The following is a 24,437-nucleotide window of genomic DNA, read 5'->3' as shown; positions in this document are numbered from 1 at the left end:
ATTATAGTAATATATATAGGACTAGGTCAGTAAGCATACGGTGCGCTGGCCATTTTTTATTAAATACAAACTAGTGCTGGTGTGTATTTTGAGTAAGTATAAAAAAGGAACAAGAGAAGTAACTGTATAAGTCATTCTATTGTTCCTTTTTATATTATTCTATTTCTTTAAATCCGTTTCCTAATACTTCGTGTACGTCTGTAACGATTAAGAAAGCTTTTGGATCTATTCTTTTTACTAATTTTTTAAGTCCATTTTCCTGTCTTTTATTATTAAGCACAACAAGGAATAAGTCTTTATTCTGGTTAGTGTATCCACCTCTTGCATTTATTATAGTTAACCCTCTATCAAGTTCACTAGTTATTGCAGATCTTAGTTCTTCTTCTTTTTCGCTTATTATAAAGAATGCTTTTGAACTTTCAAATCCTTCCATTACTATGTCGGCGATTTTAACTATTATGAAAAGTGCTAATCCTGAATAAAGAGCAGTTTCTATACTTCTGTTTACTATACCAGCTGAGATAACTACCATACCATCAAGGCAGCTCATAAACTGAGTTGGTTTTAGGTTAGGGAATTTTTTACTAAGTATAAGTGCTATTAAATCCGTTCCACCAGTTGAAGCATCAACTTTGAACATTATACCTAGTGCAAGTCCGATAAGTACAGCACCTGCTATAGCTGATAGTAGTGCGTCGTGTGTTAAATTCATACGAGATAGTCCATCAGTAGCCTGAACCATAAATGAGAACAGTAAAGTACCGAAAAGAGTTTTCATTGAGTTTTTAACACCCATTATTTTGAAAGTAAGTAGAACAAGTGGCACACCTATGATAAGCATTATCACAGATACTGGTATCCCAGTAACCTTGTTTAAAACTACTGATAGCCCACTTAATCCACCTGGAGCTATTGTATGAGGTTTAAGGAATGCATTTATCCCAACACTCATTGATATACATCCTAAAATAAGACCGAAAAATTCTAGTATTGCTGATTTTTTACTTTCTTGCATTTTCTTCCTCCTAAATATTAAATTTTCTCTTAAATAACAATATCATTATAACATAAATGTCAGAATAATAATATTCTAAAATTAAAATATTATGGCTATTTTTTATAAAAAAATAAAGGAATTATCTATATATACTTATTATTTAAAAATATAAATAAATTAGAAAATTTAAAATTTATATATATTTATAGTGAAATTATATTGATAGCAAATTAAAATAATAAAAATATAAATAAAAAATTAAAAATATGATACAAATGAAAATTTGTGGGTATAAAAATAAACAAGAATCGATATAGATTACATCGATAATATTATAGAAAAAAAGTATTTAAAACTTCACTCAAAATAGCAATTATGGTATAATATTTGAGTAAAGTTGTTTAGGACATACCCTGGTGGGTATTAATAGACTACAGACAATCAATAATTGAAAGGGGATTAACACAAAATGAAAATAACAGTTCCAGAAACAGCAGCGGAAACTTTAAAATCTATATTAGCAGAAAATCCAAATCAGCCAGATAACATAAGAGTATTCTTCCAGGGAGTATCTTGAAGTGGACCAGCTTTTGGTCTAGCTTTAGATCAGGTAGAAGATAACGACTTAACTTACGAACACGAAGATTTAAAATTCGTAATGAGTAAAGAAGAGCACGAAGCTTATGGAGATATAGTAATAGAAGATACAGGATTTGGATTCAAAGTAATACCAGAATCAATGGTAGGACAGGGATGCAGCTGCGACAGTGGTTGTGGTGGATGCTGCGAATAATATTCGCATATAATGCCAAGTTATATGAATAGAAATATTTGTATAGATAAATAGAAAAAAACTATTAACAAAGCGCGACTTATAGAAAGATGTCTTTTTTACAAAGGCATCTTTTTTTATTTCTTAAAAAGTATTAATATAGGATTAGAATGTAAAATATTAAAAAAATAAATTACTTTGGAGGTAACAAAATGAAAATAACAGTTCCAGATACAGCAATAGAAACTTTAAAATCTATATTAGCTGAAAATACTGATAAACCACAGAATATAAGAGTATATTTCCAGGGAGTTGCTTGTAGTGGTCCATCTTTCGGATTAGCTTTAGATGAAATGGAAGAAGGAGATGTTTTCACAGAAGTAGAAGGTCTTACTTTCGTAATGGCTCCTAATGAATATGAAGTTTACGGAGATATAGTAATAGAAGATACAGGATTTGGATTCAGAGTAATACCAGAATCAATGGTAGGACAGAGCTGCAGCTGCGACGGTGGTTGTGGTGGATGCTGCGGAGAATAATCTGTAGACAATTAAATAGTGTAGTTTATTTTGCAAGAAATATAACTATATATCCTAGTTTGAGATACCTTGATAGAAGAGATTTTATCAAGGTATCTTTTTTTATATTATATAGGTATAATTAAAAAGCATTTCTTTAATTTGTATTTTACTTTTGATAATTATGATATAATAAAAAAGATAAATACGAATAAATTTGGAGGACATAGATGAGAAGAAGAAAGAAAAAAGGTGCCGATTTAAAACTTCTTAGCTACACAGACTGCGTATTCCACGAAAACGTAGAAGAAATGGCTGGAAAATGGCACGAAAGATTTGGAAACGAAAATCCAATACATATAGAAGTGGGTACTGGAAAAGGTCAGTTTATAACTACATTAGCTGAACTAAACCCAGATAAAAACTACATTGCGATGGAAATAAAGGAAGAAGTATTACTTCATGCTGTATACAAAGCAAAAGAAAAAGGACTTACAAACATACTATTCATATGGGGAGATGTAAAAATGCTTCCAGAATACTTTGATGTTGCCGAACTTGCTAGAATATACGTAAACTTCTGTGATCCATGGCCTAAAAACAGATGGGCAAAAAGAAGACTAACTCACTCAGACTTCTTAAATATATACAGAAGAGTATTAGATGAAAATGGAGAAATACACTTCAAAACAGACAACGAAAAACTATTTGAATTCAGTTTAAACGAAATTGCTGAAAACGACTGGAAACTAAAAAACATATCTCTAGACCTTGCAAACAGCAATTACGAAGAAAACGTAACTACTGAATACGAAGACAAATTCATGGCTCAGGGAATGAAAATATACAGACTAGAAGCAGCCAAAAGAAAATAAAAATTTATATGTTAATAACTCTCGGGGATTGAAGTCATAGACAAACTCCTCTCCAGGCTTCGACGTGTGTGCACGTAAAAGCTTTTGGTGTGATAATGCTGCACGTCTGCAGAATTGTCGAGTTCGTTTTGTCTATGCACTTCAATCCACCAAGCTAGTTATTATCCATATAAAATTGATTTGAACATAGCCTAAGTGTAAGAAACGAATTAACAACGATAATTAAATATTGTAATATTAAAAGCCTACTGTCAAACAAGATAGTAGGCTTTTTCTCATTAGAAGATTGCTTCTCTTTTTCTCATAGAGAATAGTCCAAATAGTATTATTAGACAGTGTATCGCATATAATGCAATTCTAACTTTTATCACTTCAAATCCAAAAATCAACTCTGTAGAAGATGACGGTGGCAGAATAGCTAAAATTGCTGCAATAAGCATAACTATTGGGTTGATAACTATCTGTTTATCCGATCTAAAAATTAAAATCTTACCAGCCCAAAGAAAAGTTAGCACAAAAAATGCTATCTTCAACGCAAAATCTATAGTTTCTAACATCACAAATACATTCCTTTCTCAAAAAAACATTAAAATCAAATCTAATTATAGAGTACATTTCATACAAAAATTATCTAAAAATAAAACCCGTACAAAACTCATACACTATAAAAAAGTATAATAAATAAAAATTGAAAATTCAATACCTAAAGCAAGATAATTATATAAATAACTAAAATTAAAACATAAATTAAAAACAATTTTAAAATGTAAAATAAAATTACAATGGAATGGAAGAGAGTTTTTTATTTACTAGTATTAGTTTTTATGATATATTATTAGTACTAGGTACTAATAATAGGAGGTAAAAATGAATTTTAAAGAGATAAAAGAGCTTTTAATGCTTATAGACAATACAAAACTTGAATATGTAAAACTAAATACTTCAGACATAGAACTTGAAGTTTCTAAAAAAGTGGTTGGAAATATAGAATTAGGAACAAAAAATACTTCAATAGTTGAAAATAAAGAAAATAACACAGAAAAAGTATTGGCTACAAATAACATTACAAATGAAGAAAACAACATAATAAACACAAAAGATGTTTTAGAATATGAAACATCAAATGAAATAGAAGGTAATGAAGTAGAGAATGTAATCGAATTTGCAGGGGAGAATTTAAAAGAAGTAAAAGCACCACTTATCGGTACTTTCTATGAGTCTCCAGACCCAAATTCTCTAGCGTTTGTAAGTGTTGGCGACCATATTGAAAAAGGAGACACACTTTGCATAGTTGAAGCTATGAAATTAATGAACGAAATTAAAAGTGAATTTACAGGAAAAGTTGTAGAAATAAAAGCTACAAATGAAAGCATGGTAGAGTACGGACAGACTTTATTTGTGATAGAGGAAGACTAGAAGGAGAGAAAAATGAAAACTTTGAATAAAATACTAATCGCAAATCGTGGGGACATAGCTGTTAGGATAATCAGAACTTGTAGAGAAATGGGAATAAAAACAGTAGCTATTTACTCAGATGTAGATAGAGATTGCATACACAGATTTTTAGCTGATGAGTCTATTTGCATAGGTCCAGGTAATATCGCAAAAAGCTATAACAACATAGGCAACATATTATACATTGCAGAAAAATTAGAATGTGATGCAATTCACCCTGGATTTGGATTTTTATCTGAAAACCCAGAATTTGTAAGAAGATGTAAGGAAAAAAACATAATTTTCATAGGCCCATCAGAAGAGCAGATGGTGCTTATGGGAGATAAATCAAAAGCGAGACGTACAATGCAGAAGCTTGGAGTACCAGTTGTTCCAGGATCTAAAGCTGTTTTAAAAGACAAAGAAGAAGCTAAAAAAATGGCTGAGGAAATAGGATACCCAGTTATGATAAAAGCATCTGCAGGTGGTGGTGGAAGAGGAATGAGAATAGTTCACCAACCAGAAGACTTAGAAAAATCATTTGAAATAGCTAAATCAGAGGCAATCTCATATTTCAAAAACGGTGATTTATACATGGAAAAATTTATCCAAAACCCAAGACACATAGAAGTTCAGGTATTTGGGGATAAATTTGGAAATGCTATACATCTAGGAGAAAGAGATTGCTCAATGCAGAGAAGAAATCAGAAAATGATAGAAGAATCTCCAAGTTGCTATTTAAACGATGAAGAAAGAAAAGGATTATATGAAAGTGCATTAAAAGCTGTGAAAGGGACTAATTACGAAGGAGCTGGAACAGTTGAATTTATAGTAGATAAGGATAAAAACTTCTACTTCATAGAAATGAACACGAGAATTCAGGTTGAACACCCAGTAACAGAGATGACAGTAGATAAAGATTTAATAAAATTACAGATACAGATTGCAGCAGGCAACCCAATTCCATTCAAACAGGAAGATGTTTTAATGAGAGGACATGTTATAGAATGTAGAATAAATGCAGAAAATCCAGAAAGTGGATTTACACCATGTCCTGGAGAAATTGAGGAGATAAATATACCTGGTGGATTTGGAGTGAGATTTGACACATTTGTATATGCAGGATACAGTATACCACCGCTATACGACTCAATGATTGGAAAATTAATATGTAAGGCTGATACAAAAGAAGAATGTGTTGCAAAAATGAACGGAGCATTAGATGAGTTGATAATCGACGGAATTAAAACGAATATAGAATTCCAGAGAGAGTTAATAAATTCTGATGAATTCCTAAACGACACACACGACACAGGGTTTATAGAAAGAAAATTAAACGAAAGATAGGTGATAGATAAGTGTTAAATGGATTACAGCTTTTTAAAAAAGAGAAACAAAAGAATAAAGCTAAGAAAAAAAGCGACAACTACACATCTATCCCTATAAAAATTCAAGAAAAAGAAGAAATTAAAGAGGATGGAAATTACATAGCAAACAACCACGAGTCTAATAATATAGATGATAGATTTTGGAGTAAGTGTCCGGAATGTGGTGAGTACACATTTAACAAAGATTTAGAGGAGAATTTATTTGTATGCCCAAAATGTAATAAGCATATGAGGATGAATGTAAGAGATAGAATAGAAATGCTTACAGATAAGGGTACATTTATTGAAATAAATAAAGAAACTGAGTTAGTTGATCCTCTGAAATTCCCAAATTACAGCGAAAAGATAAAATCGTATAAGGAAAAGACTAACGAATCAGAGTCTGTTGTAACAGGAATTGGAAGAATTAACGGAATTAGATATGTGCTTTGTGTTATGAATCCCGCTTTTATGATGGGAAGTATGGGCTCTGTCACAGGGGATAAAATTTCGTATGCATTTGAATATGGTGCAGAACATAATATTCCAGTTGTTGTTTGCAGTGCATCTGGTGGTGCAAGAATGCAAGAAGGAATGATGTCTTTGATGCAGATGGCAAAAACTTCACGGGCTGTTACAAAGCTTGCTGAAAAAGGGCAGCCGTATATTTCAATTTTGACGGATCCTACAACAGGTGGTGTAAGTGCCAGCTTTGCAATGCTTGGAGATATTATAATATCTGAGCCAAAGACGCTTATTGGATTTGCAGGAAAAAGAGTAGTTAAACAGACAATAGGTAGAGAGCTACCTGAGGATTTCCAGACTGCTGAATTTATGATGGAGCATGGATTTTTGGATATGATTGTAGAGCGAAAAGATTTAAAGGATACGATTTACAAAATTTTGTACATGCATAAGAGGAAGTAAAAATGGAAAGAAATGTAGAACAGATAAAGAAGGATATAAAAAATTTAAAAGAAATTTCTAAAACGAGTGGGCTAGATTTTTCTGATAAGATAGTGTATTTAGAGGAGATTTTAAAGGAAGAGGAATCTAAGAAATTTAAAAGTCTAACTCCATACGAAAAGGTGAGTATAAGTAGGGATATAAAAAGACCTACTGCACTTGACTATATAAACAGAATTGTGAGCAATTTTATCGAGCTTCATGGCGATAGAGGGTTTGCAGATGATAGGGCGATTATCGGCGGTATTGGAAAAATTGGCAAATATTCGGTTACTGTAGTTGGAAATCAGAAGGGCAGTAGTACAGAGGAAAATATCTACAGAAACTTTGGTATGGCAAATCCAGAAGGATACAGAAAAGCTCTTAGACTTATGAAGCAGGCAGAGAAGTTTAATCGTCCAATTGTGACATTTATAGATACATCTGGCGCATACTGTGGAATTGGTGCAGAGGAAAGAGGTCAAGGTGAGGCGATTGCGAGAAATCTTATGGAAATGAGTGCACTTAAAGTACCTGTTATTGCAATAGTTATAGGTGAAGGCGGAAGTGGTGGTGCACTTGGAATTGGAGTAGGCAACGAAATTTGTATGCTTGAGCACTCTGTTTATTCTGTAATATCTCCTGAGGGACTTTCGAGTATATTGTTTAAGGACTCTTCAAAAGCAAAAGACGCTTGTGAATATATGAAGATGACTGCACAGGATTTGAAAGAATTAAAAATAATCGACTATGTGATTGATGAGCCTGTTGGTGGTGCTCAAAATAATCCAGATAAAGTGGCTGCTGATATGAAAGAGTATGTAATTGATAGATTAAATTATTACACTAAATTTAGTGGAGAAAAAATTAAAAATCACAGATACGAAAAATTTAGAAATATAGGAAAGTACTTCTAAGAAATCAAAATTTATATGTTAATAACTAACTTGGTGGATTGAAGTGCATAGACAAACTCCTCTCCAGCTTCGACGTGTGTACAAGTAAATAGTTCTATTGCAAAAATTCCTCACGTCTCCAGATTGTCGAGAGAGTTTTGTCTATGCACTTCAATCCACCAAGTTAGTTATTATTCCTATAAATTTTGATTTGAGTAATTTGCTACAAGCTAATAAAATTATTAAAAATAAGATGAAAATGTAACAAAAGAAGTTTATAATATGTTTATGATACTTTTGAGGGAAGGAGATTAAATATATTGAAGCTTTTTTTGTTTGATGGGTTGTTCAATGCAGCCTATTTTATATTAGGTACGTTTTTGTTAGGGCTTATACTCAATTTTATAGAGGATAGAAATATAGATTATTTGCAAAATGGGCTTGGGCGCAAGGGAATTTTGATTACTGGAATTGTAGGTGTTCCCGTACACGAGATGAGCCATTTTTTAGCGTGTAAGTTGTTTGGGCACGATGTAGAGAAGGTAGAGCTTTTTAGACCGTCTAAGAGCAAGTCTGATGGTGTTCTTGGGAGAGTGGTTCACTCAAGAAATAAGGGTAATGTCTATAAGATGATAGGAGATTTCTTTATTGGAACTGCGCCGGTTATAATAGGAAGCTTTATTGTTTATATGCTTATAAAGCTGTATTTGGGGAGCGAGTTTGCAATATTTAATATGATTATAGATATTGAGAAGAGCTTAGAAATGATTGAAAATCTGGATTTATTCAAGTTTCTTGTGCATATAGTTATGGCTGGGATAAATACTTTGTTTTTAATTATTAATTCTCCATCACTTGTTTCTATAAAGGGAATAGTGCTTTTATTTGCGATTTATTCAATTTGCATACATTTGTCGCTAAGTAGAGCGGATATTGAAAATAGCAAGAGTGCAATTCCTATAGTTGTGCTTATAATCGTGCTTTGTACGGTTATTTTTGGACTTATGGGTATAGATTTTAGCGGTAAGTTTATAAGATTGGTTACGTATATGTTCCTGATTATGACAACTTGTATAATAATATCTATACCGGTGACTGTATTATCAATGATGATATCTGCAATCTTCGGTAGATTTAGATAAAAAAGAAAAAGAGTTAGGCTGTTATAAGATTTTGTAACAGCTAACTCTTTTTTATTTTGTAAAAATTTAATGTGTTTGTGATTAAGATAGTATTCCGTAGTCAATTTCGTCTAATATGTTAAATTCTTTATTTTCTTTTACGATTTCTATGAATTTTTTAGCGTATTCTGGTAGTTTTCTGTTTTTGTGGTACACAACAGAAAATGATCTGTTCCATTCTTTAGTTTTGTTTCTAAATGCGTACATTTCACCACTTTGGATTTCTTTTTCAAATAATCTTAGAGATGCTACTGTCACGCATCCGTCGTTTATTACAGCCTGTTTGATTACTTCTGGAGAGCTTGCTTCCCAAGTTACATTTATTTTTAGTTTGTGTTTTTCAAGATATTTTTCAAAAAGTTCTCTTGTGCCGCTGCCAGGCTCTCTAAGAACAAAGTTGACATCTTTTAAATCGGCAAATGTGATGTGTTCTTTTCCATAGAATGGATGATTTTTTGAACAGACAAGCACCAAAATATCGTCCACCTCTGGAATTGATATTAATTCTTTGTTTTTAACTTTTCCTTCGACAACGGCCAAATCAAGCTCTGACTCAAGGAGAAGGGTTTCTATGTTTTTAGTATTATTCATTCTTATATATGTTTCAATATTTTTAGTATTTTCCTTAAATTCAGCTAAAACTTTAGAGATAAAGTTTGTTCCAACGGTAACAGTAACGCCTATTCTAAGCGTTTTAATATCTTTAAACGCATTCATACCTTCTTCTAACTTGTCGAATTCAGCTAAAACATTTTTTGCATATTCTAAAAGTTTCTTGCCAGCTTCTGTTATGTATAATTTTTTTGAAATTCTATCAAATAATAGAACGCCATAGTAGTCTTCTAATTCTTTGATTGCTTGGCTTACTGCTGGTTGTGATATGAAAAATTTTGACGCTGCTGTGCTCATTTTTCCGTTTTCAGCTACACTTACGAAGATTTTTAAATGTCTTATTGTCATAAGAAATCCTCCTTGAATTAATAAATGATTTATAACTTAATTATAGCATAAAGATTGTATAGGGTGAGTAAAGTTGATATAAGAACTATAAGGAAATCTTATTCAAACTATAATTTAATATAATTTTAAACCTATATGAAAAAGTGTTATATTAATAAGTAGAGGCTTTTTAGGTAACAAAATTATTAATAAGGAAATTTTAGACTATAAATTGGGAAAATCACTAAATTTTTAAGGAGGAGTCAGTATGGCAACATTAACAGTAAGTAAGGCAGAAGAGGCTAGAGTAAAAGCATTAGGATTCTTTAGCAACAAGGGAACAGATAATTTTTCAGGAAGAGTAATTACAAAAAATGGTAAGGTAAGTGCAGAGGTTCTTAGAAATGTAGCCGAAGCAGCAGAAAGATTTGGTAATGGAGAGGTTTTAGTTACTACAAGATTAACTTTAGAATGTCCAGGAATACCATTTGAAAATATAGAACCATTTATGAATTTCTTAGCAGAAAAAGGTTTAGAAACAGGTGGATCAGGAAAAAGAGTTAGACCAGTTGTGTCTTGTAAGGGGACAACTTGTCAGTATGGGCTTATAGATACTTATGATTTATCAGAAAAAATACACGATGAATTCTACACAAAATGGCATGATGTAAATCTACCTCATAAGTTCAAAATAGCTGTTGGTGGATGTCCAAATAACTGTGTAAAACCAAATTTAAATGATTTAGGGGTTATAGGAGCTAGAGTTCCAGCTATAAACCTAGATAAATGTAAGAGCTGTAAAAAATGTGCTGTTGAGGCAGTATGTCCAGTTGGAGCAGCTAAGTTAGTTGATGGAACAATGGTTGTAGATTACGATAAATGTATAAACTGTGGTAGATGTATAGAAAAATGCTATTTCAAAGCAATGGATACACAGAAACAGGGATACAAAGTATACGTTGGAGGAAGATGGGGTAAACAGATTTCTCATGGTAAATTATTAGGAAAAATATTTACAGACGAAGCAGAAATAATGAAAACTATAGAAAAAGCGATATTATTCTTCAGAGAAAACGGAAACTTTGGAGAAAGATTCGCAGTTACTGTAGAGAGAGTAGGATTTGATAAAGTTGAAAAAGAACTTTTAAGCGATGATATACTTTCAAGAAAAGACGAAATACTAGCAAGAGAGTTTTAGTTTAATAAATTCACAAAAATTAAAATAGTTCTATTTTAAAACTCTAAATATGAAAATTTCAACACTTATTTGTATTTTAACTTGTAAAAATTTTAATATAAAGTAAAAAAGACTAGACTTTTTAACCAAATACATTTAAAATAAATACAGGTGTTAAATAAAGTAAAATTTAAGTAATACATTCTAACTCTAAATATTTTTAAAAGATTGTTAGAAATTTGTTAAAAGTTTAAATGGAGGAATTGATATGTTAAAAAGACCTAGAAGACTTAGAATAAGCAAAGCAATGAGAAATTTAGTAAGAGAAACTAAAATAGATGTAGACGATCTTATATACCCACTATTCGTTGTTGAAGGTGAAAATATAAAAGAAGAAATACCTTCACTTCCAGATGTTTATCATTTTTCAGTAGATATGTTAGAAGCTGAAATAAAAGAAATAGTGGAATTAGGTATAGAACACGTTATAATGTTTGGTATACCAGGTGAAAAAGATGCTTGTGGTTCAGAAGCATTTGCAGATAACGGAATAGTTCAGAGAGCTGTTAGAAAAATAAAAGAAGTAGCTCCGGAGATGAACGTAATAACAGATGTTTGTATGTGCCAGTACACAAGCCACGGACACTGTGGAATATTAACAGAAAAAGGTTATGTTGATAATGACCAGACATTAGAATATTTAGCTAAGATAGCAGTTAGCCACGCAAAAGCAGGTGCTGATATGGTAGCTCCTTCTGACATGATGGACGGAAGAATAGGTGCTTTAAGAAATGCACTTGATGAAAACGGATTTGAAACAGTAGGAATAATGGCATACAGTGCAAAATATGCTTCAAGTTTCTACGGACCATTTAGAGATGCTGCAAACTCAGCTCCATCATTTGGAGATAGAAAAACTTATCAGATGGATCCAGCAAATAGCACAGAAGCTTTAAGAGAATGTGCTTTAGATATAGAAGAAGGAGCAGATATAATAATGGTTAAACCTGCACTTTCTTACTTAGACGTTATAAGAAGAGTTAAGGATAACTTTGATATGCCACTTTGTGCATACAATGTTTCTGGTGAGTATTCAATGCTTAAGTTAGCAGTTAAGGAAGGTCTTTTAAATGAAGATGCTATAATGGAAGCAGTTACTTCAATAAAAAGAGCTGGTGCGGATATGATAATAACATACTTCGCCAAAGATATCGCTAAGAAAATAAAATAATTAATGTTGGGATAAAAAAGACTAGTTAATCCTAGTGTAATCTTGAAAAGGGAAGGAATATATTCAAAATACTCCAGGCTTCGACGCTTTCTTTGTCTAGCTCGAACTCCGTTCGAGGCTAATGACGAAAGCGTCATGCAGATTGTCGTAATTTTGAATATAATTCCTTCTTTTTAGTTACACTTGTTTTTAACTAGTCTTTTTTTATCCCAATAATTAATTATGTTTATAAGTCTGTCGCTAGTACAAGGTGGGTATACTAGTTTGAAGTTGGATATTTTGAGAAAATTGAGAGAAAAATGAAGAAAGATTATTTATAGGTTTGTGGTATAATTTACATAAATAAAATATATATTATGGGAGTTGACTTATATGATAAAGAATAAGAAGGATTTTGTTGTTTGGGGAGTTACTTTTATTTCTTTGGCACTTCTTCAGCTAGTATTGTGTTTTGCTAGAGATTTTGATTATTATCCTGTTATGATGACATCTTTGATGTTTATGTTCGGGTTGAATGGGATAGTTAATTCAATGTTTGATGAGAGCGACAAGGAGAGAGAAGAGCAGAGAAAGGTAGATTCAGCGATTGAGTTTAAGGCTAATAATATAGCGATTACTGTTACTAAGATTTGTGTTGTGTTGTTTTTCGGTGGGATTTATCTTCTTAGAGGAACTACTTGGATTACAGAGGCGCTTATGGGATATGGTATGGTTGCGATGGTTGTTTTTGATGTGATGATTTTCTCTGAGTTTTTTGCAAAGATTTATTATATAAGAAAAAGGAATAAATAAAATAAAAGGACAAGATAATAACTAATCTGTGATTTTAGTCTAAGATAAGTTAATTTTCTTGTCCTTATTTTATTTGATTTTTATGCTATAAAAATTCTATTCTTCATTAACCAACATAGAATCTGCGTACTTTTCCGCAGCTTTTTCACTGTCAAATGTATCAAGTCTTACAAGTATGTAAGTATTATTTTTGCCGATTTCTGAAGTGAAGTCTTTGTAGTCGCCGTTTTTATGGTCAATAGACTCCATTGCGTTGTTGTATGAGTAAGTAAGCGCTGATAGTACGTATGAGCCACCTGGAACAAGTTTTACATTGTATTCTTCACCGACGTCTTCTGCACCAAATGATGGCATAACTGCGTTTGGAGCTTTTTCATCTTTGTTTAATAAGCTTATATCAAAGCTAGTACGAGCAGAAGTTGATGATAGGTTTAGTTTACAGTTTTTCCAATCATCATCTATATCGTAAATCATAGTAAATGATTCTTTATTGTTTTCGTCAGCAGATCCACCAAACATAACCACATTGTTTTCTACCATAGAGCCATTTTTCCAAACTTCATAAGAAAGCACTGTTCCTTTAACATATTCTGGGTAGTTTACATCCACTACAAATGGATATTCCCCTGATAAAGCTGCAATCTGTTTTTCTCTTTCTGTCAATGTTACTGGAGTTACATCAGATACTTTTCCAGCCTGAGAGCAACCTGCTGCTAGAAGAGATACTGCTAAAATTGATGCTAAAACAAGATTTTTTTTCATAACAATTCTCCTTTCGAGAAATCTTTTTAAATAATAGAAGTCTTTTTTATAACATATATATCACTTCCAATTTATTTTGTTTAGTTTATTATACTATGAAAAGGATATTCACAAAAGAATTAATATCAAAAGATACAAAATTGTAATATAATTCGAAATAATTTATCAAGTTCTCTAAAATAATAAAAAAAGAAGTTACCATAATATAATTACGATAACTTCTATAAATATAATAATATCTAATTATAAAATACTAAACAGCAGCACGTTCGCATTTAGCATTGTCAAATTCTCTCATTTTTTCAATCATTGATTCTCTGATTTCTTCTCCAAGCTCTACAGTTTTGTATCTTGGATTTTCTATGTGTTTGTAAACTGGATTTAAGAATTCAACTTCAACATCTTTAGAGTTGATTTTTCCAACTGGCTGATAACCTTCATAAGTTCCTTTAGAATTTTTTATAACCATTGGAACAATAGGGCATTTTGCTTTGTAAGCGATTTTTAATGCACCAGATCTAAAGTCTGAGATATATGCATTGTCGTCTTTAACCCAAGTTAAATCACCTTCTGGGAAGATAGCCATAGAGTGATTATTTTTTATATTGTCAGCAGCTTGATTTATTGCCTTCATACCTTCACGATTATTTTTTCTGTTGATAAACACACATTTTGAAAGTTCAATCCACTTGCTTGCGATAGGAATCTTTCTCCAAACTGGCTCATCTGCAATTACACAACCGATACCCCTATCAACACTATCTACTAATATATAGCTATCAAGCATACTAGAGTGGTTAATAACGAAAAGAACAGGTTCTTTTGGAATTCTCTCTCTACCGATTACATTTACATTGATTTTAACCTTTTTTAATGATTTAGCAGCTAATTTTTTTAGAAAAGCGAACTTTTCATCAGATGTGTATTTGTCTGGATCCTTTCTAAACTTATTCAGCTGTGGAATTGATGAGATAAATCCGAAAATCTGCATAATCCGGAATTTTATATAGTTAAACAAGAACAAACATCTCCTTACGTTCTAAATTTTTGCAAAGAATATTTTAGCATAAAACGAAATTAAAGTCTATAAACTGAAAGTGTAAATAATTATAAAAAATGAAATAAATTTGATATAATAAAAATATAAATTAAGAGTACGATTGAAGGATTAAAAGGAGGGGTAAATGGAAATTACATTAAAGACATTTATAATTATCTGCCCATTTTTGTTTTTGGCAGGTTTAATAGATGCAATTGGTGGTGGAGGTGGACTGATTTCTCTTCCTGCGTATTTAATTGCAGGACTTCCACCACATACAGCAATTGCAACGAACAAGATGTCCTCTACATTTGGGACTACACTTGCTACTTTGCGATTTATTAAAAATAAATTGGTAAACTTCAAATTGGCGGTACCAGCAGTTATTGCAGCAATTATTGGTTCATCAATTGGAGCACATATTTCTTTGCTTGTAGATGATAAAGTGATGATATACGTTTTAGTTTTGGTTTTACCAATATCTGCATTTTTTGTGCTTAATAAAAAAACATTCCACGATTATGGTTCTGATGAGATTGTTTTGGATAAACGCACATATGTAACCGCATGTGTAGCAGCGTTTTTCATAGGGATATATGATGGATTTTATGGACCAGGAACGGGAACATTTTTAATAATAGCGTTCACTGTATTTGCAAAAATGAGTGTAAAAACATCAAATGCACAGGCGAAAGTGATAAACCTTACAACAAATATTACCGCACTTATTATCTTTATTTTGAACGGGCAAGTAATGTTTATGATTGGGATAGTAGCTGCAATATGCAACATGATAGGAGGATATATAGGTGCTGGGCTTGTAATGAAAAATGGTGCGAGAATTGTAAAACCGAGTATATTATTTGCATTATTCTTGCTTGTACTAAAAGTAACTGGGATTATATAAATTAAAAAAATAAAAAATAAGATATTAACCTGAATTTCAATAAATGGTTTAATATCTTATTTTTTTGTGTTCAATATTGCAATTTCACAAAATAAAGTAAAAAAAACAAGGTGTCATTTTTCCAAAGAAAAAGTGAAATGTCACTTGAAAAAAGACAGATGAATCCTTCTAATGATAGATTGTATTTAGAAAGATTGTAAAAAAGTTAGGAGGAAGAATTCTATGAAAACGATGATAGAAAATGATTTTGTATTTAGAGCAGGTCCAAAGATGGCAGCTGTTTTAGGTATTAATGAGGCGCTTGTTTTGGGGATGGTGGACTACTGGATAAATAAAAACAGAGAAAACAACATAAATTACAAAAATGGTAGATACTGGACATTTAACAGTATAAAAAAATGGCGTGAGAGATATTTCTATTTTTGGAGCGAGAGGACAGTTAAGAGAATTTTTGAATCATTAGAGGAGAAAGGTATTTTAATAGTAGGCAATTTTAATAAAGTGGGATTTGACAGAACAAAATGGTACAGTATAGATTACGATAAATTTAATGAAATTGTTGATGAAAAGAGTGAGTTATTTAATAAATATGAAGTAGAAAATATAAGAGAGAATATGGAAATTAGTATGACAAATTGTCATGATGCATATTGTCAAGATGGTGAAATGCATTGTGACAGACTGTCATCTTGCAATGTGACAACTTGTCATAATGCAAATGGACAGATTGTCACAACCAATACCAATAACAACACAACTAAAACTACATTTATTACACAACAACCAGGGAAGATGGTGGTTGCTATAGAAACAAAAGGTATATTAAAAGAGTTTTTAGGATATTCGTATACAGATAGTTATGCTAGTAAAGTTATTAATATTTTGATGAGCAAGGAAAAAGGTTGTGATTATTTGCGTGAAAAGATAGAGCTTACTAAAAATAGGAATGTAGATAATAAATGTGCGTTCTTGATGGCAGCGTTACAATCTGATTATAAGAGTGTCAATGGTAGCACTAAAATAGATAATTATGGTGCTAGAAAAAATAGGAACAAGTTTATCAACTTTGAGCAGACGGTGTATAAATATAGCAAAGAGGAGCTTGATGAGATGATTAGGAAAAAGAATCAGTTTTAGGTAACTTATTTAATTAAGTTGCTTCTAAAAAACATAAATTTAACAGAAAATAACATTTTCTTAAAGTAAACTAAGATTCTGAACATAGATATAACACAGTTGTGGCCTAAAAATAGCACTTTTTTAATAAACTTAACATAGAATTAACAACTTAACATACACTTAACTACTACTTAACTTTTTCTTAATTCTTTTAAATTTGTAATTTGTTATTATAAATATGTTGTTTGGTGAGGGAACCAAAAGAAAACAAAAAATAATAAAATATATAATCTATTTTCAAGGAGGAAGAAATGCAGACAGCAATCACTTTATTAGGCGGTTTAGGAATGTTCCTGTACGGAATGACAGTAATGGGAGAGGGACTTCAGAAAGCTGCAGGAAGCAAACTTAAAAAAATAATAGAAATGCTTACAAGTAACGTTGTAATGGGTGTACTTGTAGGGACAGTAGTAACAGGAATCATACAGAGTTCAAGTGCAACTACAGTAATGGTAGTTGGTTTCGTTAATGCAGGGATAATGACATTATCTCAGGCAATAGGTGTTATAATGGGGGCTAATATAGGTACAACAGTAACAGCTCAGTTAGTTTCATTTAGCTTAGAGGACATAGCTCCAATAGCACTAGGTATCGGTATTATATTCTATATGTTTACATCTAAAGAAAAAACAAAACAGGTAGCAGAAATATTAATCGGTTTTGGTCTTTTATTTACAGGTATGGAATTTATGAAAGAAGCAGTTGCTCCTTTATCAGAATTACAGAGTTTTAGAGATGCGTTATTATTCTTAAGTAAAAATCCAATACTTGGAATATTAGCAGGGTTCGCAATAACAGGTATAGTTCAGAGTTCTTCAGCGTCAATGGGTATGCTGATAGCACTTGCATCACAGGGACTAGTTCCAATAACAGCAGCATTACCTATACTTTACGGGGACAACATAGGTACTTGTGTAACTTCACTTATATCAAGTTTAGGTGCTAGTAGAAATGCAAAAAGAGCAGCAGTAATGCACTTATCATTCAACGTAATAGGTACATTATTATTCATGTTAGTGCTTAATAAACCAATAGTTGCAGTTGTTCAGCATCTAGATCCAGCTAACACAGCTAGACAGATAGCAAATGCACATACACTATTCAATCTTATAAACGTTATAATATTACTACCTTTCTCTAAATACATAGTTAAATTAGCAGAAAGATTAGTTCCAGTTAAAGAAGAAGAAATAGAATTAGCTACAGCTAATACTACTAAATACATAGACGAAAGAATGTTTGAAACTCCTTCAATAGCTCTTGGAAACACTGTTCAGGAAGTTGCAAGAATGGGTGAAAAAGCTAAAAAAGCATATACTTATGCGATGGAAGGTCTTAGAACTAGAGATTCAAAAGCGATAGATAAAGCATTTACTTATGAAACAACAGTAAATACACTACATAAGAGTATATTAAACTACTTACTAAAATTATCTAATACTAATATAAATAGTGATGAGAGAATTAAAGCAGATTTATTATTCCATGTAGTAAACGACTTAGAAAGAATTTCAGATCATGCGGAAAATATAGCAGAAATAGATAAATTAGCAGTAGACGGAGATACAAAATTCTCTGATGTAGCTAAGAGTGAGATAGATGAAATAGCAGCGTTACTATTAAAGAATATAGATTCATCAATAGAGTATATAAATACTAAAAATCATGATTTATATGATGAAATAGAAAAAACTGAGGAAGAAGTTAATATGTTAGTTAAACAGTACAGAAATGAACATTTAAAGAGACTTGGAGACGGTGTTTGTACTGTAGATTCAGGAATATTATTCCTAGACTTATTAACTAACTTCGAAAGAATTTCTGACCACTGCTCAAATATAGCAGAGAAATTCAATTCATTAAAATAATTTGGAGATAAATATTAGGTAAGAGTTAGGTAAGAAAAAATAGATTATATAAAAACGGAATAGATTTAGAAATATATGAAGGGACTGTTGCATATTTTGCAGCAGTCTTTTTTTGTGATTGTCTAAAAATAAACTTAAAAAATTTAATGACTTTAATTAAAAACTGTACTACAATATATATGTAAAGTAAAAAAATAATAAAAATGAATTACTTTAAAAGTAACACAATGGAGGAATGAAAAATGTCAAATTGTAGTAATTGCCCATCAAAAGGGTCATGTAATAATAAGGAACACTGTTCAATAGAAAATAACCCACAGAATCATATAGGTAAAATAATAGGTATAATGAGTGGTAAAGGAGGAGTTGGTAAGTCTACTATAACTGCTCTTACTGCTAATCAGTTAGCAAAACAGGGATATTCAGTAGGTATATTAGATGCTGATATAACTGGACCAAGTATACCAAGACTTATGGGAGTTAAAGATGCTAAAGCTTTAAGCGATGGAGAAAGTATATTCCCAGTTGTTAATGGTAACGGAATAAAAGTTATGTCTATAAATCTTATGATGGATGATGAAAATGAACCAGTTATCTGGAGAGGTCCAATATTAGGTGGAGTTGTTAAACAGTTCTACACAGACGTAATATGGGGAGATTTAGATTATCTATTAATAGATATGCCTCCAGGAACAGGTGATGTAGCTTTAACAGTTATGCAGAATATACCAATAAACGGAACTGTTATGGTTTCTGTACCTCAGGATCTTGTATCTATGATAGTTTCAAAAGCTGTTAATATGGCTAAGAAAATGGATATACCTGTATATGGTGTTGTTGAAAATATGAGTTATATAGAATGTCCAGACTGTGGTAAGAAGATAAAATTATTCGAAGGTGAAGGAACAGATGGATTCCTTGAAGGTTTAGGATTAGATTTATTAGCTGAGTTACCAATGAGCAAAGAAGTTATAGATATAACTCACAATGGTGTAAACGAAACTAGTGAAAAAATAGAAAAAATAATAGATGGAGTAGTATCTAAAATAAAATAATTTATTAATTTGAAAGATGAGGGGCTGTTGTGGATTTTACAAAGCCCCTTTTTTGTTCGAATTATAATTACTTTCTCTCCAGGCTTCGACGTGCGTGTAGATAATATGTTTTGTTGTAATTAAAACCCACGTCTGCAGATTGTCGAGAAAAGTAATTATAACTTCTCCAAAAATAACGTGGCTTTGGTAAAAGTCCACAATCAGCCACATTTTTAAATTAATTAAATTTATTTTATTTTGGTGGCATGGTAAAAGTTGAAGAAAGTGAGGTTTTAGTTATGGATTGTCATCATATTCCTAAGATTGAGTTACATTGTCATTTGGATGGTAGTGTTAGACCAAAGACTATTATAGATTTAGCTAAGAAGGATGGTATTGAGCTTCCTTCTTATGATTTAGAGGAGATTGAGAAGCTTTCTATTGCTCCAATGGAGTGTAGTTCTCTTGATGAGTATTTGAAGAGGTTTGATCTTCCACTAGCTGTTATGCAGAGTGGTGAAAATATAGAAAAGATTGTGTTTGAGCTTATGGAGGACGCACTTTTTGAGAATGTGAAGTATATGGAAATTAGGTTTGCGCCGGTGCTACATACTAAAAATGGTATGAGCCAGAAAGAGGTTATTCAGAGTGCGATAAACGGGATTAAGAGAGCTGAGATGTTCTTTAATATAGAAGCGACTTTGATTCTTTGTTGTATGAAGCATCTTAGCGAGGAAGATGCGATAGAAACAATTGAAGCTGGTAAAAAGTTTATCGGTAAAGGTGTGTCTGCTGTGGATTTAGCTGGCGGTGAAGAAGAAGGATTTGCAGATAAGTTTGTAAATGCTATGAAACTTGCTAAAGAATACGGATATCATATAACTGTTCACGCAGGTGAAGCAGCTTCTGCACAGAATGTTATAGATTCTATTGAAAAGCTTGGTGCTGAGAGAATTGGGCATGGAGTTAGGATAGAGAATAATGAGGAAACGTATAATTTAGTGAAGGAAAAAGGTGTGATGCTTGAGATTTGTCCGACAAGTAATGTTCAAACTAAGGCTGTAGATTCTATGAAAAATCATCCAATCAGAAGATTTTTAGATGATGGAATTAAGATTTCTGTGAATACAGATAATAGAACTGTTTCTAATACATCTATGTCAGATGAGTTTGAGGTTTGCAGAGATGTGTTTGGTTTTGGTGAGGAAGAGTTTAGAAAGGTTTATGCCCATTCTGTTAATGCATTGTTTGTGGATGATAAGAAGAAGGAAAAATTATTGAGAGTATTAAATCAGTAGGAAAAAAGTTTATTGAATTTAAGAGTATAGAATTATAAAAATTGAACGAATAAAAAATAATAATTGTTAATGGAAGTAGAAAGCATAGACTTTATTAAATTAAAAAGGTGGCATAGTCGTAAAAAATCGGCTATGCTATTTTTTTGGAAAAATTTCTTATAATTAAGAAGATAAAATTTATGTTCTATAAAAAATGATAAATAATATAGTAAAATTAATTTCTGTATGCTATGATTAAGCTATATAATAATTAAAATAAATAAATTGATAAAATTATTATGTCTTATTTAAGTGAATAAAAGATTTTGTGAAACCCAATATATATTCTTATTAACTTAAATAATAATATACTAATATCGGAAAGGAAGATTAAAAAATGGCAATTGATAATAAAAAAGAACAGGAACGTGATGAGCTTCATCGTGCTATCTGGGCAATCGCTGATGAATTACGTGGTGCAGTAGATGGTTGGGATTTTAAAAACTATGTGCTTGGCACGATGTTTTATAGATATATTTCTGAAAATATAACAAACTATATTAATGAAGGAGAAAGAGAAGCAGGCGATACAGATTTTGACTACGCTTGCTTATCAGATGAATACGCTGAAGAAGCGAGAGAAGGTCTTATTGAGGAAAAAGGATTTTTCATTCTTCCGTCTGAGCTATTTTGTAATGTAAGAGCAAAAGCAAAAGATGATGATAATCTTAATGAAACACTTGAAAGGGTATTTCGTCATATAGAAGAATCTGCAAAAGGTAGCGAATCAGAATCAGATTTTGCTGGTCTTTTTGATGACTTTGATGTTAATAATAATAAACTTGGCTCAACTGTCGCAAAGAGAAACGAAAAACTTTGCAAACTTCTTGATGGTATAGCTGATATGAATCTTGGTTATGTTAAGAATCACGATATAGATGCTTTTGGTGATGCTTATGAGTATCTTATGACAATGTATGCGTCAAATGCAGGTAAATCCGGTGGAGAGTTCTTTACTCCTGCTGATGTATCAGAGCTTCTTACAAGACTTGGTACTGTTGGAAAAACTGAAATTAATAAGGTATATGATCCAGCATGTGGTTCAGGTTCGCTACTTTTAAAAGCGGAAAAGTTACTTGGGAAGGATAAAATTCGCAATGGATTCTACGGGCAAGAGATAAATATTACAACTTATAACTTATGTAGAATTAACATGTTTTTACACGATATAGGTTTTGATAAATTTAATATAGCTTGTGAGGATACACTTACAGCACCTGCTCATTGGGATGATGAACCTTTTGAATTAATTGTTTCAAATCCACCTTATTCTATAAAATGGGCTGGGAATGATAATCCATTACTTATAAATGATCCACGTTTTGCTCCTGCAGGAGTACTTGCACCAAAGAGTAAAGCAGACTTAGCATTTATAATGCACAGTCTTTCTTGGCTTGCTCCAAATGGAACTGCTGCAATCGTATGTTTCCCAGGAATTATGTATCGTGGTGGTGCAGAACAGAAAATACGTAAATACTTAATTGACAATAACTTTGTAGACTGTATTATACAGTTACCTTCTAATCTATTCTTTGGTACTTCCATTGCAACTTGTATCATGGTACTTAAGAAAAACAAATCAGATAATAGAACGTTATTTATTGATGCAACTAATGAATTTGTTAAGGCAACAAATAACAATCATATGACGCAAGAAAATATGGATAAGATTGTGGACTGTTTTGCAAATCGTAATGAGGTTAAACACTTCTCGCATCTTGCTACATATGATGAAGTTGCAGAAAATGACTATAATCTTTCTGTATCTACTTATGTTGAAGCAGAAGATACAAGAGAAAAGATTGATATTGTAAAACTTAATGCGGAAATTAAAGAAATTGTTGCTCGTGAAGAAGCATTAAGAAAAGCAATCGATGAAATTATTGCAGAAATAGAGGTGCAGTAAATGAGTAAATTAGAAGAATTAATTAAAGAGTTGTGTCCTAATGGTGTGGAATATAAATATTTGGGTGATATATGTGAGATAAAAACGGGAAAAGGAATCACAAAGAAGGATATTACAGAAAATGGAAAATATCCTATTATAAGTGGTGGAAAAGAACCTATGGGATTATATCATTTATCAAATAGAAAAGCTAATACTGTTACAATATCAAGAGTAGGTGCTAATTCGGGGTTTGTTAATTACATTGAAGTTGATTTTTATCTAAATGATAAATGCTTTTCTATTATTCCGATTAGTAAATATGAAAAGAAAATAGATAGTAAATACATATATGAATATTTGAAAAATAATGAGGAAAAAATAAGTGCTATGCAAAGTGAGGGTGGTGTGCCAACTATAAATACAAAAAAAGTATCAAGTATAGCTATTGCTGTACCTCCTTTGGAGGTACAACGTGAAATAGTCCGTATCTTGGACTCTTTCACGTTACTTACAAAAGAGCTTATAAAAGAGCTTGCAGCCGAGCTTACAGCTCGTAAGAAACAATATGAATATTATAGAAATGAATTAATCTCAATAAATATAGTGAAATCAAATGTTTCTAAATTAAATGAAATAGCTGAGATTTATGATGGCACACATCAAACGCCAGAGTACAAATCAAAAGGTATTCCTTTTATAAGTGTTGAAAATATAGACGATATCTATTCTAGTAATAAGTTTATTAGTGAAGAAGCCTATTCAAAATATAAAATCAAACCACAAGTTGATGATTTGTTTATGACTAGAATTGGTTCAATTGGAAAATGTGCAATTATGACACAACCTAAAGATCTAGCCTATTATGTATCATTGGCTTTAATACGACCTAATAAAAAACTTTTAGATGTTAGATATTTAAAACATTATATAGAGAGTAGCTTAGGAACAAAGGAATTAGCAAAAAGAACTCTTCACCATGCTGTTCCAATTAAAATTAACAAAGATGATATTGGTAAAATTGTAATAAAATATCCAACTATTGATATTCAGAGAAGAATAGCAGATGTTCTTGACAATTTTGATGCTATCTGTTCTGATCTTAAGATTGGTCTGCCAGCAGAAATTGAAGCAAGACAAAAACAGTATGAATATTATCGTGATTTACTATTGACATTTGCTGAAACTGGTAAGATAATCGCGACAGACAGACAGACAGACAGACAGACAGACAGACAGACAGACAGACAGACAGACAGACAGACAGACAGACAGACAGACAAGCAATAATTAAACTTATTC

The 24,437-nt window shown here is 31.6% G+C and carries 23 protein-coding genes; 18 read left to right on the top strand and 5 right to left on the bottom strand.

Translation table 11 applies throughout. From position 1 onward, the window contains the following. Positions 1-154: 154 nt before the first annotated feature. A complete protein-coding gene (locus tag KGNDJEFE_RS05935) occupies positions 155-1,015 on the bottom strand; it encodes a YitT family protein (protein ID WP_006440428.1) in 861 nt (286 codons plus the stop codon). 640 nt (positions 1,016-1,655) lie between these two features. Between KGNDJEFE_RS05935 and KGNDJEFE_RS11935 the strand changes: the two genes are divergently transcribed. The 3 genes from KGNDJEFE_RS11935 to trmB all read left to right on the top strand — a co-directional run bounded on the left by KGNDJEFE_RS11935 (position 1,656) and on the right by trmB (position 3,162). Beyond that, the gene (locus KGNDJEFE_RS11935) at positions 1,656-1,790 is read left to right on the top strand and encodes a hypothetical protein (protein ID WP_006440429.1); all 135 of its coding nucleotides are present in this window, start codon (positions 1,656-1,658) and stop codon (positions 1,788-1,790) included. Between the two features lie 191 nt (positions 1,791-1,981). Continuing rightward, positions 1,982-2,308 carry a hypothetical protein gene (locus KGNDJEFE_RS05925; protein WP_006440430.1) on the top strand — a complete coding sequence of 109 codons (327 nt, stop codon included), beginning with the start codon at positions 1,982-1,984 and terminating at the stop codon, positions 2,306-2,308. A gap of 209 nt (positions 2,309-2,517) precedes the next feature. Next, positions 2,518-3,162, top strand: a complete 645-nt coding sequence (trmB, locus tag KGNDJEFE_RS05920) for a tRNA (guanosine(46)-N7)-methyltransferase TrmB (RefSeq protein WP_006440432.1) — start codon at positions 2,518-2,520, stop codon at positions 3,160-3,162. A 278-nt stretch (positions 3,163-3,440) separates the two neighbouring features. Here trmB and KGNDJEFE_RS05915 read toward each other — a convergent pair whose 3' ends face one another. Continuing rightward, on the bottom strand, positions 3,441-3,719 hold the full coding sequence (locus tag KGNDJEFE_RS05915; protein WP_006440433.1) for a hypothetical protein: 279 nt from the start codon (positions 3,717-3,719) through the stop codon (positions 3,441-3,443). Positions 3,720-4,029: 310 nt separating this feature from the next. Between KGNDJEFE_RS05915 and KGNDJEFE_RS05910 the strand changes: the two genes are divergently transcribed. The 5 genes from KGNDJEFE_RS05910 to KGNDJEFE_RS05890 all read left to right on the top strand — a co-directional run bounded on the left by KGNDJEFE_RS05910 (position 4,030) and on the right by KGNDJEFE_RS05890 (position 8,946). Beyond that, positions 4,030-4,578: a biotin/lipoyl-containing protein gene (locus tag KGNDJEFE_RS05910; protein WP_006440434.1), complete on the top strand. Its 549-nt coding sequence runs from the start codon at positions 4,030-4,032 to the stop codon at positions 4,576-4,578. Positions 4,579-4,590: 12 nt separating this feature from the next. After that, positions 4,591-5,943: an acetyl-CoA carboxylase biotin carboxylase subunit gene (gene accC / locus KGNDJEFE_RS05905; RefSeq protein ID WP_006440435.1), complete on the top strand. Its 1,353-nt coding sequence runs from the start codon at positions 4,591-4,593 to the stop codon at positions 5,941-5,943. An 11-nt stretch (positions 5,944-5,954) separates the two neighbouring features. Continuing rightward, positions 5,955-6,890: an acetyl-CoA carboxylase, carboxyltransferase subunit beta gene (gene accD / locus KGNDJEFE_RS05900; protein ID WP_006440436.1), complete on the top strand. Its 936-nt coding sequence runs from the start codon at positions 5,955-5,957 to the stop codon at positions 6,888-6,890. A gap of 2 nt (positions 6,891-6,892) precedes the next feature. Continuing rightward, a complete protein-coding gene (locus KGNDJEFE_RS05895; protein ID WP_006440437.1) occupies positions 6,893-7,825 on the top strand; it encodes an acetyl-CoA carboxylase carboxyltransferase subunit alpha in 933 nt (310 codons plus the stop codon). A gap of 299 nt (positions 7,826-8,124) precedes the next feature. Then, the gene (locus tag KGNDJEFE_RS05890) at positions 8,125-8,946 is read left to right on the top strand and encodes a hypothetical protein (RefSeq protein WP_006440438.1); all 822 of its coding nucleotides are present in this window, start codon (positions 8,125-8,127) and stop codon (positions 8,944-8,946) included. Positions 8,947-9,027: 81 nt separating this feature from the next. Here KGNDJEFE_RS05890 and KGNDJEFE_RS05885 read toward each other — a convergent pair whose 3' ends face one another. Continuing rightward, positions 9,028-9,945: a LysR substrate-binding domain-containing protein gene (locus KGNDJEFE_RS05885; RefSeq protein WP_006440439.1), complete on the bottom strand. Its 918-nt coding sequence runs from the start codon at positions 9,943-9,945 to the stop codon at positions 9,028-9,030. A 247-nt stretch (positions 9,946-10,192) separates the two neighbouring features. On the opposite strand from KGNDJEFE_RS05885, the gene KGNDJEFE_RS05880 reads away from it, so the two are divergent. The 3 genes from KGNDJEFE_RS05880 (at position 10,193) to KGNDJEFE_RS05870 (ending at position 13,124) form a co-directional block, all read left to right on the top strand. After that, positions 10,193-11,122, top strand: a complete 930-nt coding sequence (locus tag KGNDJEFE_RS05880; protein ID WP_006440440.1) for a ferredoxin-like domain-containing protein — start codon at positions 10,193-10,195, stop codon at positions 11,120-11,122. Positions 11,123-11,369: 247 nt separating this feature from the next. Further along, positions 11,370-12,332: a porphobilinogen synthase gene (hemB, locus tag KGNDJEFE_RS05875; RefSeq protein ID WP_006440441.1), complete on the top strand. Its 963-nt coding sequence runs from the start codon at positions 11,370-11,372 to the stop codon at positions 12,330-12,332. Between the two features lie 372 nt (positions 12,333-12,704). Continuing rightward, positions 12,705-13,124 (top strand): hypothetical protein, encoded by a 420-nt coding sequence (locus KGNDJEFE_RS05870; protein WP_006440442.1) that lies wholly within the window; start codon positions 12,705-12,707, stop codon positions 13,122-13,124. 96 nt (positions 13,125-13,220) lie between these two features. Here KGNDJEFE_RS05870 and KGNDJEFE_RS05865 read toward each other — a convergent pair whose 3' ends face one another. Both KGNDJEFE_RS05865 and KGNDJEFE_RS05860 read right to left on the bottom strand, forming a co-directional pair. Then, positions 13,221-13,886 (bottom strand): hypothetical protein, encoded by a 666-nt coding sequence (locus KGNDJEFE_RS05865; protein WP_006440443.1) that lies wholly within the window; start codon positions 13,884-13,886, stop codon positions 13,221-13,223. Between the two features lie 253 nt (positions 13,887-14,139). Further along, positions 14,140-14,904, bottom strand: a complete 765-nt coding sequence (locus tag KGNDJEFE_RS05860) for a lysophospholipid acyltransferase family protein (protein ID WP_040410471.1) — start codon at positions 14,902-14,904, stop codon at positions 14,140-14,142. Between the two features lie 166 nt (positions 14,905-15,070). Between KGNDJEFE_RS05860 and KGNDJEFE_RS05855 the strand changes: the two genes are divergently transcribed. From KGNDJEFE_RS05855 to KGNDJEFE_RS05825, 7 genes are all read left to right on the top strand, one after another. Continuing rightward, entirely contained in the window at positions 15,071-15,832 is a 762-nt protein-coding gene (locus KGNDJEFE_RS05855; protein WP_006440445.1) for a TSUP family transporter, read from the top strand. A gap of 222 nt (positions 15,833-16,054) precedes the next feature. Continuing rightward, positions 16,055-16,969 carry a hypothetical protein gene (locus KGNDJEFE_RS05850; RefSeq protein ID WP_006440446.1) on the top strand — a complete coding sequence of 305 codons (915 nt, stop codon included), beginning with the start codon at positions 16,055-16,057 and terminating at the stop codon, positions 16,967-16,969. A 293-nt stretch (positions 16,970-17,262) separates the two neighbouring features. After that, positions 17,263-18,879 carry a Na/Pi cotransporter family protein gene (locus KGNDJEFE_RS05845; RefSeq protein ID WP_006440447.1) on the top strand — a complete coding sequence of 539 codons (1,617 nt, stop codon included), beginning with the start codon at positions 17,263-17,265 and terminating at the stop codon, positions 18,877-18,879. A gap of 242 nt (positions 18,880-19,121) precedes the next feature. Then, on the top strand, positions 19,122-19,934 hold the full coding sequence (locus KGNDJEFE_RS05840) for an Mrp/NBP35 family ATP-binding protein (protein ID WP_006440448.1): 813 nt from the start codon (positions 19,122-19,124) through the stop codon (positions 19,932-19,934). Positions 19,935-20,179: 245 nt separating this feature from the next. Continuing rightward, on the top strand, positions 20,180-21,211 hold the full coding sequence (add, locus tag KGNDJEFE_RS05835) for an adenosine deaminase (protein ID WP_006440449.1): 1,032 nt from the start codon (positions 20,180-20,182) through the stop codon (positions 21,209-21,211). A 376-nt stretch (positions 21,212-21,587) separates the two neighbouring features. Continuing rightward, positions 21,588-23,156 carry a type I restriction-modification system subunit M gene (locus KGNDJEFE_RS05830; protein WP_006440450.1) on the top strand — a complete coding sequence of 523 codons (1,569 nt, stop codon included), beginning with the start codon at positions 21,588-21,590 and terminating at the stop codon, positions 23,154-23,156. Next, a complete protein-coding gene (locus tag KGNDJEFE_RS05825) occupies positions 23,157-24,425 on the top strand; it encodes a restriction endonuclease subunit S (RefSeq protein WP_148881815.1) in 1,269 nt (422 codons plus the stop codon). Positions 24,426-24,437: the final 12 nt, after the last annotated feature.

The organism is Peptacetobacter hiranonis, assembly GCF_008151785.1.
GTDB classification, from domain to species: domain Bacteria; phylum Bacillota; class Clostridia; order Peptostreptococcales; family Peptostreptococcaceae; genus Peptacetobacter; species Peptacetobacter hiranonis.
Note: the sequence above shows the minus strand (reverse complement) of the source record. Positions and strands in the feature narration are given on the sequence as shown.